The sequence below is a fragment of the Christiangramia forsetii KT0803 genome (assembly GCF_000060345.1).
In the GTDB taxonomy this organism is placed as follows: Bacteria; Bacteroidota; Bacteroidia; order Flavobacteriales; family Flavobacteriaceae; genus Christiangramia; species Christiangramia forsetii.
Genome location: NC_008571.1, coordinates 2,245,088 through 2,262,758, shown reverse-complemented (window position 1 = coordinate 2,262,758; position 17,671 = coordinate 2,245,088). Strand labels below are relative to the sequence as shown.

17 protein-coding genes are annotated in these 17,671 nt (G+C 37.2%); 16 read left to right on the top strand and 1 reads right to left on the bottom strand.

The genetic code is table 11. From position 1 onward, the window contains the following. Window positions 1-14 precede the first annotated feature (14 nt). The 6 genes from GFO_RS10025 (at window position 15) to GFO_RS10000 (ending at window position 7,434) form a co-directional block, all read left to right on the top strand. Window positions 15-1,460, top strand: a complete 1,446-nt coding sequence (locus tag GFO_RS10025; protein ID WP_011710000.1) for an alpha-amylase family glycosyl hydrolase — start codon at window positions 15-17, stop codon at window positions 1,458-1,460. Between the two features lie 125 nt (window positions 1,461-1,585). Continuing rightward, the gene (gene pfkA, locus GFO_RS10020; RefSeq protein ID WP_011709999.1) at window positions 1,586-2,572 is read left to right on the top strand and encodes a 6-phosphofructokinase; all 987 of its coding nucleotides are present in this window, start codon (window positions 1,586-1,588) and stop codon (window positions 2,570-2,572) included. Between the two features lie 16 nt (window positions 2,573-2,588). Next, the gene (gap, locus tag GFO_RS10015) at window positions 2,589-3,587 is read left to right on the top strand and encodes a type I glyceraldehyde-3-phosphate dehydrogenase (RefSeq protein WP_011709998.1); all 999 of its coding nucleotides are present in this window, start codon (window positions 2,589-2,591) and stop codon (window positions 3,585-3,587) included. Window positions 3,588-3,665: 78 nt separating this feature from the next. Continuing rightward, complete coding sequence (locus GFO_RS10010; RefSeq protein WP_011709997.1) at window positions 3,666-4,526, top strand: hypothetical protein; 861 nt, start codon at window positions 3,666-3,668, stop codon at window positions 4,524-4,526. A 142-nt stretch (window positions 4,527-4,668) separates the two neighbouring features. Beyond that, window positions 4,669-5,811, top strand: coding sequence for a sensor histidine kinase (locus GFO_RS10005; protein WP_041250339.1), 1,143 nt, complete (start codon window positions 4,669-4,671; stop codon window positions 5,809-5,811). A gap of 84 nt (window positions 5,812-5,895) precedes the next feature. After that, the gene (locus GFO_RS10000; RefSeq protein WP_011709995.1) at window positions 5,896-7,434 is read left to right on the top strand and encodes a YifB family Mg chelatase-like AAA ATPase; all 1,539 of its coding nucleotides are present in this window, start codon (window positions 5,896-5,898) and stop codon (window positions 7,432-7,434) included. 241 nt (window positions 7,435-7,675) lie between these two features. Here the strand turns inward: GFO_RS10000 and GFO_RS09995 are convergent, their stop codons facing one another. Beyond that, complete coding sequence (locus tag GFO_RS09995) at window positions 7,676-7,987, bottom strand: hypothetical protein (RefSeq protein ID WP_011709994.1); 312 nt, start codon at window positions 7,985-7,987, stop codon at window positions 7,676-7,678. 424 nt (window positions 7,988-8,411) lie between these two features. On the opposite strand from GFO_RS09995, the gene GFO_RS09990 reads away from it, so the two are divergent. From GFO_RS09990 to GFO_RS09945, 10 genes are all read left to right on the top strand, one after another. Continuing rightward, a complete protein-coding gene (locus tag GFO_RS09990) occupies window positions 8,412-9,575 on the top strand; it encodes a DUF2891 domain-containing protein (protein WP_011709993.1) in 1,164 nt (387 codons plus the stop codon). Further along, window positions 9,572-10,792: an Nramp family divalent metal transporter gene (locus GFO_RS09985; RefSeq protein ID WP_011709992.1), complete on the top strand. Its 1,221-nt coding sequence runs from the start codon at window positions 9,572-9,574 to the stop codon at window positions 10,790-10,792. Before GFO_RS09990 ends, GFO_RS09985 begins: the two co-directional genes overlap by 4 nt. Beyond that, a complete protein-coding gene (gene pxpA, locus GFO_RS09980; protein ID WP_011709991.1) occupies window positions 10,793-11,533 on the top strand; it encodes a 5-oxoprolinase subunit PxpA in 741 nt (246 codons plus the stop codon). It abuts the gene before it with no gap. After that, window positions 11,533-12,264 (top strand): 5-oxoprolinase subunit PxpB, encoded by a 732-nt coding sequence (pxpB, locus tag GFO_RS09975; protein ID WP_011709990.1) that lies wholly within the window; start codon window positions 11,533-11,535, stop codon window positions 12,262-12,264. Before pxpA ends, pxpB begins: the two co-directional genes overlap by 1 nt. Continuing rightward, window positions 12,254-13,132 carry a 5-oxoprolinase subunit C family protein gene (locus GFO_RS09970; RefSeq protein ID WP_011709989.1) on the top strand — a complete coding sequence of 293 codons (879 nt, stop codon included), beginning with the start codon at window positions 12,254-12,256 and terminating at the stop codon, window positions 13,130-13,132. Before pxpB ends, GFO_RS09970 begins: the two co-directional genes overlap by 11 nt. Window positions 13,133-13,373: 241 nt before the next feature. Then, complete coding sequence (locus GFO_RS09965) at window positions 13,374-13,757, top strand: hypothetical protein (RefSeq protein ID WP_011709988.1); 384 nt, start codon at window positions 13,374-13,376, stop codon at window positions 13,755-13,757. A 46-nt stretch (window positions 13,758-13,803) separates the two neighbouring features. Next, window positions 13,804-14,550 carry a hypothetical protein gene (locus GFO_RS09960; protein ID WP_011709987.1) on the top strand — a complete coding sequence of 249 codons (747 nt, stop codon included), beginning with the start codon at window positions 13,804-13,806 and terminating at the stop codon, window positions 14,548-14,550. 64 nt (window positions 14,551-14,614) lie between these two features. Next, window positions 14,615-15,421: a sensor histidine kinase gene (locus GFO_RS09955; protein WP_011709986.1), complete on the top strand. Its 807-nt coding sequence runs from the start codon at window positions 14,615-14,617 to the stop codon at window positions 15,419-15,421. Beyond that, a complete protein-coding gene (locus tag GFO_RS09950) occupies window positions 15,396-16,028 on the top strand; it encodes a response regulator transcription factor (RefSeq protein WP_011709985.1) in 633 nt (210 codons plus the stop codon). Before GFO_RS09955 ends, GFO_RS09950 begins: the two co-directional genes overlap by 26 nt. An 81-nt stretch (window positions 16,029-16,109) precedes the next feature. Next, window positions 16,110-17,633 carry a carbon-nitrogen hydrolase family protein gene (locus GFO_RS09945; protein WP_011709984.1) on the top strand — a complete coding sequence of 508 codons (1,524 nt, stop codon included), beginning with the start codon at window positions 16,110-16,112 and terminating at the stop codon, window positions 17,631-17,633. The last annotated feature ends 38 nt before the right edge of the window (window positions 17,634-17,671 follow it).

Sequence of the window (17,671 nt, the reverse complement as noted above, 5' to 3'; positions counted from 1 at the left end):
AAAAACAATTATCAATGAAAAAATTTGCGTTGTTAATCATGATATTCGGTTTGCTGATATCGTGTAAAAATGAAACTAATAAAAAAGATTCTTCTACGGAAGAAGTTAAGAAAGATAGTCTGGCACCGGTAAGTGACGAGATGATGGAAAGTGCGGTGATCTATGAAGCTAATATTCGTCAATATTCTCCCGAAGGCACTTTTGATGCGTTCACCAAAGATATTCCACAGTTAAAAGATTTGGGCGTAAAAGTGATCTGGCTAATGCCAATGTATCCAATTTCTGAAAAAAACAGAAAAGCTACCGGCGGGAAAGATGTTGAAGATATTGAAGATCCCGAAGAGCGCAAGAAATACCTGGGGAGTTATTATTCTATTTCAGATTATTCAGCGGTGAATCCGGAGCACGGAACGATGGAAGATTTTGACGAACTGGTACAAACGGCTCATGAAAATGGGATGTATGTGATCCTGGATTGGGTTGCAAACCATACCGGCTGGGATCATGCCTGGATCACGGAACATCCGGAATATTATACCAAAGGGAAGGACGGACAGATTACAGATCCCATAAATGACGAAACTGGAGAACCATGGGGCTGGACAGACGTGGCCGATCTAAATTTCGACAATGAAGAAATGCGTCAAAAAATGACTGATGAAATGTTGTTCTGGGTAAAAGAACACGATATTGATGGTTTTAGAGCAGATGCAGCGCATTCAGTTCCTACAGATTACTGGGAGTCGGCAGCAAAGACTTTAAACGAAGTGAAGCCATTAATTATGCTGGCGGAAGCTCAGGATCCCAAAGATCTTTTTCATAATGCCTTTGAAATGGGTTATAACTGGGAAGGTCATCATTTAATGAATGAGATCGCCCAGGGGAAGAAAAACGCGAAAGACTGGGATGATTATATGAAAAAGGTCGACACTACTTTTCAGAAAGATGACTTTTTAATGAACTTTATAACCAATCATGATGAAAATTCCTGGGCTGGAACGGTTAGAGAACGAATGGGAGATGCTTCAGAAGCTATGTTGGCAATGAGCTATACCATTCCGGGAATGCCTTTGATCTATAGCGGACAGGAATATGATATGGATAAGAGATTACTATTTTTCGAAAAAGACACGATTCCGAAGAAAAAAGGGAAAGTATATCCACTTCTTGAAAAACTGGGAGCATTAAAGAATACGCATACGGCTTTAAATGGCGGAAAAAATAAAGCGTCTTACACTGCTGTGAAAAATTCTGCTGAAGAGAAGGTTCTTTTATTTAAAAGGGAAAAAGACGGAGAAAGTCTCTATTATGTAGCAAATATGACCGATAAACCTGTTGCGTTTACTGCTGAAATGCAAGGTGATTTTATGGATTATATGAAGGACTCTGAACTATCAATTTCAAAAGATCAGAAAATGCAATTTGAGCCCTGGCAGTACAAAATTTTGATAAATAAGTAATTAAAGTCCTAAATAATTGAAAAAAGCCACTCGAAAGTGGCTTTTTTCATTAGTTATTAACCGAAAACGTTTTAGTTTTTTCCGAAATTAGGTTATCGGTTTGAAAGAGATTAGTTTTGAGTTCAATGGTTAAAAATATTAGAAACATCGCAGTTCTAACCTCCGGAGGAGATGCCCCGGGAATGAATGCTGCTATTAGAGCAGTAGTTCGTGCCTGTTCATTTTATAAATTGGAATGTACAGGTATTTTTAGAGGTTATCAGGGGCTTATAGAAGCCGACTTTGAACCTCTGGATGCACGTTCGGTTAGGAACATCATTAATAAAGGTGGAACTTTTCTGAAATCCACCCGTTCAAAAGAATTTCAAACAAAAGAAGGAAGAAAAAAAGCTTTCGAAAATCTAAAAGCTAATAATGTTGATGCATTAATAGTGATTGGTGGAGATGGAACCTTTACCGGTGCACAGCTTTTCAGTAAAGAATTTGGTTTTCCTACGGTAGGTATCCCTGCTACCATCGATAACGATATCAATGGTACAGATTATACTCTTGGGTATGATACCGCGCTGAATACGGTGGTAGAAGCGATTGATAAGATTCGTGATACCGCCAGTTCGCATAACAGGCTTTTCCTAGTGGAAGTAATGGGGCGCGATGCAGGAGATATTGCATTAAATAGTGGTATTGGTGCTGGCGCTGAAGAAATCCTTATTCCTGAAGAGAACCTTGGAGTGGAACGATTGCTGGATTCACTAAGAAAAAGTAAAAAATCAGGAAAGACCTCCAGCATTATAGTTGTTGCTGAGGGAGATAAAAGTGGAAAGAATATTTTTGAACTGGCTTCGTATATTGAAGAAAATATGGATGAGTACGAAGTGAGAGTTTCGGTTTTAGGCCATATTCAACGTGGTGGTGCACCAAGTTGTTTTGATCGTGTGCTGGCTAGCAAACTTGGAGTTGGAGCCGTTGAAGCACTCATGAAAAACAAGTCTGAAATTATGTTAGGAGTACATCATCAAAAGGTAGTTCATGTAGACTTGATTACCGCTATTAAAGGTGATGCCAAAATAGATAAAGAATTACGAAGGGTGGCAGACATCACTTCAGTATAATTAAAAACCAAAGAAAATGAGTACAAAAATTGGAATTAACGGATTTGGGCGTATCGGAAGAATTGCTTTTCGAATAGCAGCTCAAAATGAGAATGTAGAAGTGGTAGCTATTAACGATCTTCTTGATGTAGATCATTTGGCTTATTTGCTAAAATATGATTCAGTACATGGTAAATATAAAGGTTCTGTTGAGGTTAAAGACGGAAATCTTTTCGTTGACGGAAGCAAAATAAGAGTGACATCAGAAAAAAATCCTGCAGATCTTAAGTGGGGTGATGCTGGTGTTGAAGTAGTCATGGATTGTACAGGGATATTTACAGATCTTGACAATGCAAAAGCTCATCTTGATGCAGGAGCTAGAAAAGTAGTGATCTCTGCACCTTCTAAAACGGCACCAATGTTTGTAATGGGTGTTAATCATAAGGATGTAAAAGCAGATCAGAATATCGTTTCTAACGCTTCATGTACCACTAACTGTCTGGCACCACTTGCTAAAGTAATCGATGATGAGTTTGGTCTTGTTGAAGGGTTGATGACTACAGTACACGCAACAACTTCTACTCAGTTTACAGTAGATTCTCCTTCTAAGAAAAACTTTAGATTAGGAAGAAGTGCAATGGCAAATATTATCCCAAGTTCAACAGGAGCTGCAGTAGCGGTGACTAAAGTTATTCCTTCACTGAAAGGCAAGCTTACCGGAATGGCATTTAGAGTTCCAACTACAGATGTATCTGTGGTAGATCTTACGGTTAAAACTGAAAAGTCCACGAGCTATGATGAAATAAAAGCTGCTTTCAAAAAAGCTGCCGATGGAGATTACAAAGGTGTGATCTCTTATACTGAAGAAGAAGTGGTGAGCCAGGATTATGTATCAGATCCACATACCTGTAATTTCGATGCAGGCGCAGGAATTGAATTGAACGATAAGTTCTTCAAATTAATCGCCTGGTATGATAACGAATACGGATATTCGTCTAAATTGGTAGATCTTGCTGCTCACGTAGCAACTTTATAATATTTTTTAAATCTGCAACATATAGTTTGGATATATTTCCAGCTTTGTGTTGCAGATTTAAACTAATCATCTGAACACATGATATTAATTGCTGATGGGGGTTCCACCAAATGTGACTGGATACTTCTAAATAATGAAGGAGAACAGGTCTTTAAGACCAGAAGCAAAGGTTTGAATCCTGCTGTTTTTAAGGAAGTTATATTAGAAGAAAGGCTTGCTGAAAACCCTGAACTCGCCGAAGTAAGAGACACTATTGAGAAAGTTCATTTCTATGGTGCCGGTTGTGGCACTCCAACTCCAAGAGAATTACTTAAAAGTATTATAGCAAACTATTTTACCAATGCCGATGAGGTTTTAGTAATGGAAGATACTGTAGCTGCTGTACACGCTGCTACTAGTGAGCCTGGAATTGTATGTATTCTGGGGACGGGTTCCAATAGCTGCTATTTTGATGGAAAGCAGGTGATCCAGGCTGTAGATTCCCTTGGTTATATTTTGATGGACGAAGCCAGCGGGAATTATTTCGGAAAAAGACTTATCAGGGATTATTACTATAAAAGAATGCCTCCTGAAATCGCTGAAAAATTTGAGAAAGAATTTGATCTCAATTCTGATACCATCAAAATGCATTTGTACAGAAAGGATAATCCAAATACCTATCTGGCTAATTTTGCTGAATTCATTTTTACCAACGAACGGAATGGATATTTTTATAAACTACTGCATGAGGGATTAACCGATTTTGTACATTCACGGGTGATGATTTATCCGCAAGTCAATTCTGTTCCAGTACATTTTATCGGTTCTATTGCATTCTTTAGTGAAGATATTATTCGAGCGGTATTACAACCTTACGGGATTCAATTGGGAAATATTGTAAGAAGACCAATCGATGCATTAATAGAATATTATAGAAAGAACGTGCTAAAAATTTCATAAGCTCATTTTTCAATATTTATAGAAGCTCGCTAATTAGCGGGCTTTTTTTATTTAACGCTAATCCCACAAAAATTGCAACAATTAGGTTTAAACGTTAAATAATCAAAAATTTATGTTAAATTTCATGGCTAAAAATTGTGAAATGAAAAGTGCTTCAGAAGTAATTAATGTAAACAGCCCCCAAATAATGGAAGAGTGGGAGCGTCGTGTGGTAAAAGAAATTCCCGCGGCATCTATTTCCAGTAACCTGGCATTAAGAAATCAATTACCAAATGTTCTTGAAGATATTGCGGAAATTATAGAGAGATATGATGGTTCTATAGATATGGAAAGCCATGAAGAGTATGACGAAATTATTAAGAATAGTCTGGATCATGGCAGGCATCGGGCAACCTCTTCGAATTACACGGTAAAACAGATTCTAAGGGAATATGTGATTTTTCATAGAGTTCTTACTGAAACACTTATAGAGAAAGAGGTCTATACCAAGGAAGTTGGTATTATTCTCAAATATACTATGGAAACGGCCATGCTCACATCAGCAAGTTCTTTCACCGATTCTCTACAGGAAATGAGGGAAAAGCTTATTGGTACGCTTGCTCATGATATACGAAACCCGATTTCAGCCGCGTATTTTGCGCTGGATGTAATTGGGCTGGATGATGACAAAGAACGCATTGAAAATTTAAAAGCTATGGGATTGAGAAGTCTTAAAAAGTCGCTGGATCTTGTGGAGGGCTTGCTAGATGCCATTAGCGTAAAAGCAGGAGAAGGGATTACACTAAATTTTGAGGAAATAGACATATTAAAAGAAATCAAATGGGTTTCTAATGAGGCATCTGAGATTTATACGAATGAGATTATTCTTGAAAGCAAAGAAGATGAAATAAGAGGAGTATTTGATGGAACTGCAATTAGAAGGGTTGTTGAAAATCTTGTTACTAATGCAGTAAAATATGGTTCCCGAAAACACGCGATAGTAATTAGCCTTGAAAATAGCGAAAGTGAAGTTGTGATCAAAGTTCATAATGATGGAAATCCGATCACAGAAGAAAATCAGGCTGATATATTTAAATTCCTGAATAGAGGAAAAGAACCTCAAAATGTCGGATTGGAAAGCTGGGGAATGGGATTAACACTTGTGAAAAGCGTAGCTCAAGCACATGGGGGTAGCGTTGATCTGGAAAGCAATGAAGATCATGGAACTACTTTTTCTATCCTGTTGAAGAAGCACGAGAATAAGCCCGGTAAAATTCGTACTGAATTGAACTATTCTGAAAATTAAATCTATTTAAATAAATAATAAAGTGTAAATTTCCTACCAAGAGAAATTCAAAAAGACCCTGCCGTTTCTCATAAAAAAGATAATATGCTTATTAAGGTATATGGCAGTGCAGTGTATGGGGTGGATGCAACGACCATTACTGTTGAGGTGAATATTGCTTCTGGTATTGGTTATCATTTGGTAGGATTGCCCGATAATGCCGTAAAGGAATCCAGTTATCGTATTGCCGCCGCCCTTCAAAATAACAAGTTTAAACTTCCCGGAAAAAAGATCATTATTAATATGGCACCAGCCGATCTTCGTAAAGAGGGTTCTGCCTACGACCTCACTTTTGCCCTGGGAATCCTCGCGGCATCAAATCAGATTAAAGCAGAGAATATTTCTGAATATCTCATTATGGGTGAGCTTTCGCTGGATGGAAGTCTTCAGCCTATAAAAGGAGCTTTACCTATCGCTATTCAGGCTAAGAAAGAAGGTTTTAAAGGCTTTATTCTTCCCGAGCAGAATGCCCGTGAAGCAGGAATAGTTTCAGGACTGGAAGTTTATGGTGTAAATAATATCACACAGGTAATAGATTTTTTTAATAGTGGTCTGGAACTGGAAAGAACCGAGATTAACACCCGGGAAATTTTCTATGATAGTCTGAACGACTTCGATTTTGATTTTGCAGATGTAAAGGGTCAGGAGTCTATTAAAAGATGCATGGAGATTGCTGCTGCAGGAGGACATAATATTATTTTGATAGGTCCACCGGGGGCGGGAAAAACCATGTTGGCGAAAAGGCTGCCCAGTATTTTACCTCCTATGACTTTGCAGGAAGCTTTGGAGACTACTAAAATTCATAGTGTAGCGGGAAGAATAAAAGAGAATGTAGGATTAATGTCTCACAGACCTTTTAGAAGTCCGCACCACACCATTTCAGACGTAGCGCTTGTTGGCGGTGGCGCTTATCCTCAACCAGGTGAAATTTCCCTGTCGCATAATGGCGTATTGTTTTTAGATGAATTACCTGAGTTTAAACGGGGAGTTCTGGAAGTAATGCGGCAGCCACTTGAAGATAGGGAAGTGACGATCTCCAGGGCTAAATTTACGGTAACCTATCCCTCCAGTTTTATGCTGGTGGCAAGTATGAATCCAAGTCCTGGTGGATATTTCAATGATCCCGATACTCCGGGAACTTCTTCAGCATACGAGATGCAGCGATATTTAAGTAAAATTAGCGGCCCGTTGCTGGACCGCATAGATATTCATATTGAAGTTACTCCGGTTCCATTTGAAAAACTGAGTGAGGACAGAAAAGGAGAGAGTAGTGTTGAAATACGGGAACGGGTTACGGTAGCAAGAGAGATTCAGTCTAATCGTTTTCAGGATTTTGATAATATCCATTATAATGCGCAAATGGGCCCTAAACAGATCCGGGAATATTGCAAACTTAGTGATCCATCCAAAAAATTATTGAAAACAGCCATGGAGAGATTAAATCTTTCAGCCAGGGCTTATGACCGTATTCTTAAAGTCTCTAGAACCATTGCAGATATTGAAGGAGCAGAAAATATTCTTGAGAATCACATTAGCGAGGCAATTCAGTACAGAAGCCTGGACAGGGAAGGCTGGTTGGGTTAAACTATTTATAATAACACCAGGTTGTATCAAAATCAGTATCCTCACCAGCGGCGTAAACCATTATGTTTAACTGTAGACGTACATTCTTTTCTCAGTTAAAATTATAATGTCTCAGCGATATTCTGCTTCCATTCTGTAGTATTTAATTTTCGGCGTTTTCCAATAGGGGTTATAATTCCTGGAAGGGTCTGGATGTTTTACCAAAACTGCCTCCGAAGCATTTTTAAGAACGCTCAGTGAATCAATAACTAACTACGGTCCAATTTTTTATTCTATCAATCAGACTTAGCATTTCTATATACTGGTCGGTTGCTCTACCTCTTTGAACCTGGTCGATATTAGGAATATTAGTGTAAACAAAATCCTTTCTTAAAGTACAGGTAGAATTTGCCATTTTTGCGCATGCTGCGGCATTCTCCCTATTTGCCGAAATTTTTAAATTTTCAGCTTCCTTAAAATAATTAGCTAGTTCCATATTAAAATTATTATCTGCTGAATCTGGTTTTGTTAACGGATTTTCCTCCAATTTCAGAGCGGCTTCTAGGTTATTCAACCTAATAAATTCCCCCTACGGCTTGCCTCAGGGATAGTCGGTTTTAATAAATTTTTTATTTTATTCCTTTTCAGAATAAACCAAAGAGGGTTTTATTAATTTAAAACACTGGTAAGGACTCATCTTTCCAGCTGAGCATCACTAATAGAAGAAAAGAACTACACGAAAGACTCAAATAGCATAAAGCGACCGGCAAATTGAATTTAAATTCATAAGATACTTTTTAGTTTCTCTAAAGATATATTAGAATTACAACTAACTGTAGATCAGTTAAATGATAGTTTTGGGTTTTTCTGAAATCTCTATTCCAATTTTAAAATTAATTGAAACATGAATAATTAGTTGATACTTTATTAACTTAGATGTTTATCCTAAATTTCTATTTTTGAGTTATCTGAAATATCACAGCCAATAAATCGCCTAAATGAAAAGAATTATTTTACTTGCTATTACCTTGCTCGCAATTTCCTGTAAAGGTGATGTTAATAAGGATCCAGAGAAGAAAACAAATAATAATGACACGCTGAGTACGAAAGATATTCTTCCCGACGGCTTGATTCCTGCTGAGATGGTGGTTTTGGGTGAAAAAGAAGCGAATAGGCTCGTTGAACTTCCTCTAGGGTGCATAAATACAGAATACCCAAACAAGCTAGGACAAACACTTGAAAATAAAGAAGCAATGGGAGAGCCTCATGAGCTTCATCCTGCTTTTTACGGGTGTTTCGACTGGCATTCTTCGGTTCATGCACACTGGTCATTGGTGAGCCTTTTAAAGCAGTTTCCAGATTTAGAAAAGAAAGAAGCAGTTAGAGAGGCTCTTACCAAATCTCTTTCTGCTGAAAATATTCAAGGTGAGATTGCCTATTTTAAAAGAGAAGAAAGCACTTCTTACGAGCGTACGTACGGTTGGGCATGGTTATTAAAACTTTCTGAGGAATTAATAACCTGGGAAGATCCTCTTGGTACAGAATTATCTCAAAATTTGCAGCCGCTAACAAATTTAATTGTTCAAAAATATACTGAATTTCTTCCCAAACTGAACTATCCAATTAGGGTTGGGGAGCATACCAACAGCGCTTTTGCACTGGCATTTGCATATGATTATGCTAAAACTACAGAAAACTCTGAATTTTTAGAATTGGTGAAAAAGCGATCGCAGGATTTCTACCTAAAAGATGATGACTGTCCGGTATCGTGGGAGCCAGGAGGCTATGATTTTCTTTCACCATGTCTTTCTGAAATTGATATTATGAGGAGGGTTTTACCTAAAAATGCATTCAGCCTGTGGGTTGATGATTTTATGCCTCAAATAAAAGAGGAGGATTTTGAAATGGAAGTGGGGGAAGTATCAGACCGTACTGATGGTAAACTGGTTCACCTCGACGGACTTAATTTTAGCCGGGCCTGGATCTTTTACGGTCTTGCTAATCAATATCCAGATTCATTTGGACATCTTAAATCACTTGCTAATGAGCATGTCTCTTATTCATTCCCGAATGTTGTCGGGGATAGTTATGAAGGCGGCCATTGGTTAGGAACATTTGCAATTTACGCTTTACAGGAATCTGGGAACAAGGTTAAAGAGTGAAAAGTTTCTTCAGGAACTTAGGTCCGGGAATCTTGGTTTCAGCGGCATTCATTGGTCCGGGAACGGTAACCGTATGTAGTCTTGCCGGGGTTAATTTTGGATATGCACTACTCTGGGCTTTATTTATTTCCATTTTCGCATGTATCGTTCTTCAGGAAATGTCTGCAAGGCTTGGCCTTATTACCGGGAAAGGTTTAAGTGAATGTATACGTGGGGAACTCAAGAATCCTATACTTCGATTAATTATTTTAAGCCTGATTTTTTCAGCAATTGTCATTGGTAATGCGGCCTATGAGGCTGGTAATATCACTGGTGCGGTTTTAGGTATGGAAGCTGTATTTACCTCGGCCAGTTTTAAAATAGGAGCTTTAGATATTAATATTTGGAGTGTGCTAATTGGAGGAATAGCTTCTATATTATTGTTTTTAGGAAGTTATAAGAAACTTGAAAAAGTCTTTATTGCACTTGTTTTATTAATGAGTGTCGCTTTTATATTTACCGCCTTTCTTACCAAACCGGATCTTTCAGAAATTCTGAAAGGATTTATACCGGGTTCTTTTGGTGATGGCTTGCTAACTATCATAGCTTTGGTGGGAACTACGGTAGTACCTTATAATCTTTTTCTACATGCTTCCCTGGTGAGTGAGAAATGGAGTGGTTCAGAATACCTGGGTACGGTTAGGAAAGAACTGGTTTTTTCCCTGATGTTAGGAGGACTCGTTTCAATGGCTATTGTTATTTGTGCTGCAGCTTCCAATATTGAGAATATAGAGGATGTAGCAGATCTGGCGGCAGGATTAGAACCTTTATTTGGAAGTTCAGCAACTGTTTTCCTTGCTATCGGTCTTCTGGCAGCTGGAATCACTTCGTCTATAACCGCGCCTCTGGCAGCTGCTTTTGTAGTTAAAGGTTGTATGGGATGGAAAGGCGGAATGCAGTCGAAGAAATTTAAATCGGTTTGGATGACTATCATTCTTTTAGGGGTTATATTCTCATCTTTAGGAATAAAACCTGTTGAAATAATTCAGTTTGCTCAAATTGCCAACGGACTTGTACTGCCAATCATTGCAATTTTCTTATTTTGGATTGTGAACCAACGATCTGTTTTAGGAGAGAATAAAAATAACCTTATTCAGAATATTACTGGTTTTACAGTAATCGCCCTTTCAGTGTTTCTTGGGGCAAAATCTATTTTTAATGTAATTCAGAATTTATAGATGGAAAAGACAATTCATATTAATTGTGATCTTGGAGAAGGGAGGAAGTTTGATGAGCAGCTTATGCCGCTAATTTCTGCCTGCAATATTGCCTGTGGAGGTCATGCAGGTAATTTGGAAACCATGCATAGAACGGTAAGGCTTGCAATGGAAAATGATGTTGAAATTGGAGCTCACCCATCCTATCCCGATCGGCAGAATTTTGGCAGAAATCATCTGGAAATGTCTGAGGAGGATCTTAAACTTTCTATTGAAGGACAAGTGTTGAGTTTAAAACAGATTACGGAATCTGAAGGTGGAAAAATGTCACATATAAAACTTCATGGGGCACTTTATAATGATGCTGCCAAAGATGAAAATATTGCCAGGATGATCATTGAATGTCTTGAAGATTTAGATGAAAACTTCAAACTTTATGTGCCTTTAAAATCCAAAATATCGGAGCTGGCAATGGGGAAGTTTGAATTGATTTTTGAGGCATTTGCAGACCGTAATTATAACAAGAATTACAGCCTGGTCTCGAGGTCTGAAAATGATGCTTTAATTACTGAGAAAGAAGAAGTTTTTAAGCATGTTTTTTCCATGTATAATAATAGAAAAATCAGTACAGTTTCCGGCTTGGAATTGGAAGCAAAAGCAGATACCTTTTGCGTGCATAGTGACACCCCTTCTTCAGTTGAAATCATACGTTTTCTACATAAAAAATTTGCTGAAAAAGGAATAGGGGTAAAGAAGAATTAATGGTAGAGTTTCCAAAAATATCACTTCTGGGGGATCGTGGAATTTTGATTAATTTCGGTGGAAATATCAGTTCAGAAAACCTGAAAAAAGTCCTTTTTTATAAAAATAAAATTGAAAATTTAAGATTTAAACAAAAGGTTGAAGTAACCAACACATATAACTCGATATTAATAAGTTATATGTTTGGTATAGAAGATGTCTATAGTGAATTTTCGGAACTAAAAAAGGTATTAGAAGAAGCTAATATATCAAAAAAAAGCCAGTCTAAAATCTATAGGCTTCCGGTGTGTTATGATCAGAAATTTGGTCTTGATCTGAATTATATTTCCGAAGTAAAAAATATAACTCAACAAGAAATAATACGACTTCATACCACTCCTGTTTACCAGGTTTATTTTATTGGTTTTTTACCCGGATTTTTATATCTCGGGGGCCTTGACCCAAGACTTGAAATAGCACGAAAAAATACACCTCGTAGATCGGTTGAAAAAGGTGCAGTAGGGATAGGTGAAAATCAAACTGGAATCTATCCGAAAACCAGTCCCGGTGGGTGGCAAATTTTAGGCAATTGTCCCGTCAATCTATTCGATAAAAATTTGGACATACCGAGCCCATTTTCAGCCGGTGATAAAATTAAATTTGTGGCTGTTTCGACGGAAGAGTATTTAGAGATTAAAGAGGAAATTGAAACTGAAAATTATACGCTGAAAACTGAAAATTATGAAGGCTGAAATTGAAGTTTTACAACCAGGATTATTTTCAAGTATTCAGGATTTGGGAAGGTTCGGATTTCAAAAATTTGGGGTTCCGCATAGTGGAGTGATGGACAGATATGCTATGCGAATTTGTAATTTGATTTTGGGAAATCCTGAAGAAACCTCCGTTTTGGAAATTACCATGCAGGGTCCTCAGCTAAAATTTAATGCTCCTACAGCAATTTGTATTAGTGGTGCAAATCTTTCCGCTCAGTTAAATGAAAATCCTATTGAACAAAATTCTCTTATAGAAATTCAAAAAGGAGATATTCTGAAATTTGGAATACGAAAATCTGGTTTTCGATGTTATTTGGGAATTCTTGACGGTTTCCAATCAGAAGAATTAATGGGCAGTAAAAGTTGGTATGAAGGGCTTACTAATGATTTTCGATTAAAAAAGGGCATGAGATTATTTTACTCCTCGAAAATTTCTTCAGAAAGTAATACTCATTCCTCACTAAAAATTGATGTGAATTATCTAAATGATAATAAAGTGGAGGTTTATCCGGGACCTGAATTTGAAAAACTTACCGCCGAACAGCAAAAGCTTTTATTTGAAAACAATTTTAAAACGGATGAAAGCAGTAATAGAATGGCGGTACAAATGAAGGAAGAACTTCAGAATAATTTAGAGTCTATAACAACCAGTCCGGTTATGCCCGGGACAGTTCAGCTCACTCCATCAGGTAAGATTATCGTTCTTATGAGGGATTGTCAAACTACCGGTGGATATCCCAGAATACTTCAGCTTTCAGAAAAAGGAATACAGGTATTATCTCAAAAACTTCCCGGAGAGAAAATAAAGTTTATCAAGAAAGAATATCCTTTGTTGGAAAACAAATAAAAAAGTGCCAACTCGATTTGGCGTTATAGAAAAGACCCTACTCAGAACTATAACAAATCTCGTTAACACTTTTTTGCCCCAAAACACTTTAGCTTTACTAAAATGACTGAGACAAATATAGTTTAGAAGATCCCTTGTCAAAAGGGGAATTTTCCCCTTTATGATTTTTAGGGATGCATTTTATTCTTAATAATTCTATTTTTAACACCAGTACTATAGAAATACTAACCAAAATTTTTCAATGATGGAAAAACCAAACAAGTGTATTACCCGTGCAAGGGCCAGAGAGCTTTCTGTAAAATGGTGGGAAACCAGGGGGAGAGTTATTGAACAGTCTGAAAAGCATCCTGATGTTTGTGCGGTGAATTTTAGTATTGCCGAACTTGAGGAGTACCTGGCCTATGTAAAAGAAAATTCTCAAAATGTGAATGATCCCGGGATTACTATCTGGATGGGATCGTACGCAAAGAAAGAAGATAAGCCCAGCTTAAGCACCGTATTCCTTTCACCAACCAAAAAGAAAGCACCCGGAACTTATGAGGGGGACGAAAATAATTTTGAGGAAAATGAAGAAATAGATCCTTATAACCATGGGCAGGGAATGTGGCCTCCGGGAGTCTATTAAAATCATTGTGTTTATCTAAAGATTAATTATACTCCTACCTATTTAAATGCAGGAATACTTTGATTTTCTTATAACTAGAAAAGTCTATGTCACCCTTTTAATGGAATTACTGGCTGCCCTGGCGGGCAGTCTTTATCTCTATAAAAAGCAAAGAAATGAACAGCTTAAAAAACAGTTTGTCTGGTTCCTATTCTCGGTGTTCATTATTGATCTGCTAGGAGGCTATTCTATCTGGGCGTATTTTGATGATTATCAAAGCTTTCCTTTTCTAAAGGATTCCCTGTTTACCAGGAATTTTTGGTGGTTTAACATTGCTAGGACATATTTTATAGCGGCTTATTGCTATTTTTTACGTAAAAGGATTGCGAATAAACAAATCGCTTTTTATTTAAAGTGGGCGTTGGGGATTTTTATCGTATACGCGATTTTTAATATGGTCTTTAGCGGGCAGTTTTTTATTCGTTATATAACCGGAACGTTTACGATTGGAACCTTTCTTGTTGTAACCAGTGTTTTTGCTTATTTCTATGATATTCTTATAAGTGACAGACTTGTCGGTTTCTACGGAAACCTGTTTTTTTACATTGCTGTAGGTGTGCTTCTATGGTATCTTGTAATTCCCCCAATAGAGCTATATGTGAATTATTTTACAGAAGAGAATCAATTTTTTATAGAAGTTTTTGCTGCTGTACTACGCTACGCCAATATATTCATGTATTCCATGTTTGCACTTGGTTTTTACATAGATTATAGATATCGACGAAACACTGAGAATCCCTTGCCTAAAGATTAGTTTTTCAGTTTCTAAATCGTATTAGATAAATTATGTATACTTGTTAGCTTAATCCACTCCCAGAATGCTTCGTAAGGAAGAAATATTACTAATTATATACTTTATCCTGGTTATTCTTTTTCTGGCAGGATTTACAATATTATTCTTTGTCACTTATCAAAGAAGAAAAAATAAGCTGCTTCAGGAAAAATTTCAGGCTGAACAAAATTTTAAATCAGAACTTACCAATGCCCGTTTAGAAATACAGGAAACTACTTTAAAAAATGTTAGCTGGGAACTGCACGATAATATTGGGCAGTTATTGGCGGTAGCCAGCATTCAGTTAAATGTATTAAACAAGAAAGTTTCTGAAGAAAACCAAAGTGGGTTTAAGGAAGTAAAAGAGCTGGTAGCGAGTTCTCTTAAAGAGATCAGGGCTCTTTCAAGATCCTTAAATAATGAGGTGATCGACTATGTTGGTCTGGAAGCTTCAGTAAAAAATGAAATTGAACGTTTTAACAGGCTCGAGGTTGTTGAAGCGAAACTGGATATAGTAGGGGAGACTTATAACATTCCGCAGGAAGACAGTATCATACTTTTTAGAATATTACAGGAATTCTTTTCCAATGTTATTAAATATGCCGCAGCTTCTAAACTTGAGGTGAAATTTAGCTACGCTGCCAATTTACTTGAAATTACTGCTTTTGATAATGGAAAAGGTTTTGATATGGAGCATCAGGCAACAGGTTCGGGATTGTTGAACATGCGTAGCCGTGCAGAATTGATAAATGCCAATTTCTCTCTGAATTCTTCTATAGGAAAAGGAACTTCGTTATCTTTACAATATCCAACCAAGACCAATATAAATGAACAAAACGATCATAATCGTTGACGATCATAAACTTTTTGCGCAATCCCTTCAAATTCTGGTCAATTCGTTTGATGGTTTTGAAGTTATAGAAGTTTGTAAAAATGGAGAAGAGCTTGTGAATTATTTTCAGGCAGGAAATATGAAGCCAGACCTGGTTCTGCTAGATATGCGCATGCCAGTTATGGACGGCATGGCAACGATGCACTGGTTAAAAAAAAACCGTCCAGATCAAAAAGTACTTACACTCACCGTAGATCAGGAAGATGAAACCATCATTAAAATGTTGAGGCTTGGTTGCAGGGGCTATCTTCTGAAAGATATAGATCCTGAAGAATTTGAACATGCATTAAACGCTATAGATCGTAGCGGTTATTATTCCAATAAAACAATTTCAGAAGCCCTGAGCAAGGAAGAACAGAAGCAGAAATATGAAGAACTTACCGCACGGGAAATGGAGTTTTTAAACCATGCGTGCAGTGAACTTACTTATAAGGCAATTGCCGGTGAAATGAACCTAAGTCCAAAGACCGTAGAAAACTATCGCGAAAGTCTTTTTAGTAAGCTTCGCGTCAAAAGTAGGGTAGGCCTGGTAATCTTTGCCATTAAGGAAGGTATTTGTGAAGTTTGATAAATTAATTCAAATCTTTTAGAGACATTCAAAAAACTGCTAATTCTGCAGTATCTTCGTGACCAGAAAATATAAATTGTCGTGATAGATTCAGCAAAAATTGAACTTAGAAATTTACGTGTAAAAGACTATGAGGAGTTAAAGATTTCCATGGTGAAAAGTTATCAGGCCATGCCTGACGAATATTGGAGCAAGGGAGAGATCAAGACACTTGTAAATAAATTTCCAGAGGGTCAACTGTGTATCGTAATAGACAATCGAATTGCCGGTTGTGCCCTTTCTATTATTGTAGATTATGATAAGTTCGACGATACGCACAATTATGAAGAGATTCTAGGAGGGGAAAATTTCTCTACACATACAAAGAATGGAAATGTGCTGTATGGAATAGATGTTTTTATTCATCCTGAATTCCGAGGAATGCGTCTTGGAAGAAGACTTTATGAGGCCCGGAAAGAATTATGCGAGCATTTAAATTTAAAAGCCATCATTTTTGGAGGTAGAATTCCAAATTATGGAAAATATTCAGAAGAGCTTACTACGAAAAAATATATCGAGAAAGTAAAATTACAGGAGATCCATGATCCCGTACTTTCTTTTCAATTAAACAATGATTTTCATGTCAAGAAAGTGATCAAGGGCTATCTGCCGGGAGATCATGAAAGTAAAGAATTCGCCACCTTGATGGAATGGAATAATATCTATTATACCAAACCGCAAAAACTGGTAAATACTACTAAAACTGTAGTGAGGTTAGGATTGGTACAATGGCAAATGCGTCTTTTCAAAGATTATGATGCACTGGTTTCCCAAATTGAATTCTTTGTGGATGCAGTAAGTAATTATCAGAGTGATTTTATACTTTTTCCTGAATTGTTCAATGCGCCGCTTATGGCCCAGTTCAATCATTTATCTGAACCAGAGGCCATACGTGGACTTTCAGATTATACGGAAAGACTTTTAGAAACTTTCAGGGAATTTGCCATCAATTACAATATCAATATTATTACGGGAAGTATGCCCCAGGCAATTGGCGAGCATATGTATAACGTTGGATATTTATGTAGAAGGGATGGTAGTTATGAGCGTTATGAAAAATTGCATATCACTCCTGCGGAAGAAACTGCCTGGGGTATGAAAGGTGGCAATAAACTGGAAACTTTTGATACAGATTGTGGAAAGATTGGAGTTTTGATCTGCTACGATGTAGAGTTTCCTGAAGTTTCAAGACTTCTGGCGGAAGAAGGGATGAATATTCTTTTTGTACCTTTTATGACCGATACCCAGAATGGATATTCCCGTGTTAAGATCTGCGCACAGGCTCGGGCTGTAGAAAATGAATGTTATGTGGCTATGGCTGGATCTGTAGGAAATCTTCCCAAAGTTGATAATATGGATATTCAATATTCCCAAAGTGCAGTGCTAACTCCTTCAGACTTTGCTTTTCCGGTAAATGGGATAAAAGCTGAAGCGACGCCAAATACTGAAAGTACTTTGCTGGTAGATGTAGATCTCGATCTTTTAAAGGAACTGCATAACTTCGGAAGTGTACGTAATATGAAGGATCGCAGGAAGGATCTTTATTCTTTAAAGAAGAAAAAGTAAAGCATCTATTTATCATTCTTGTTAGGTTGTCATTCCGA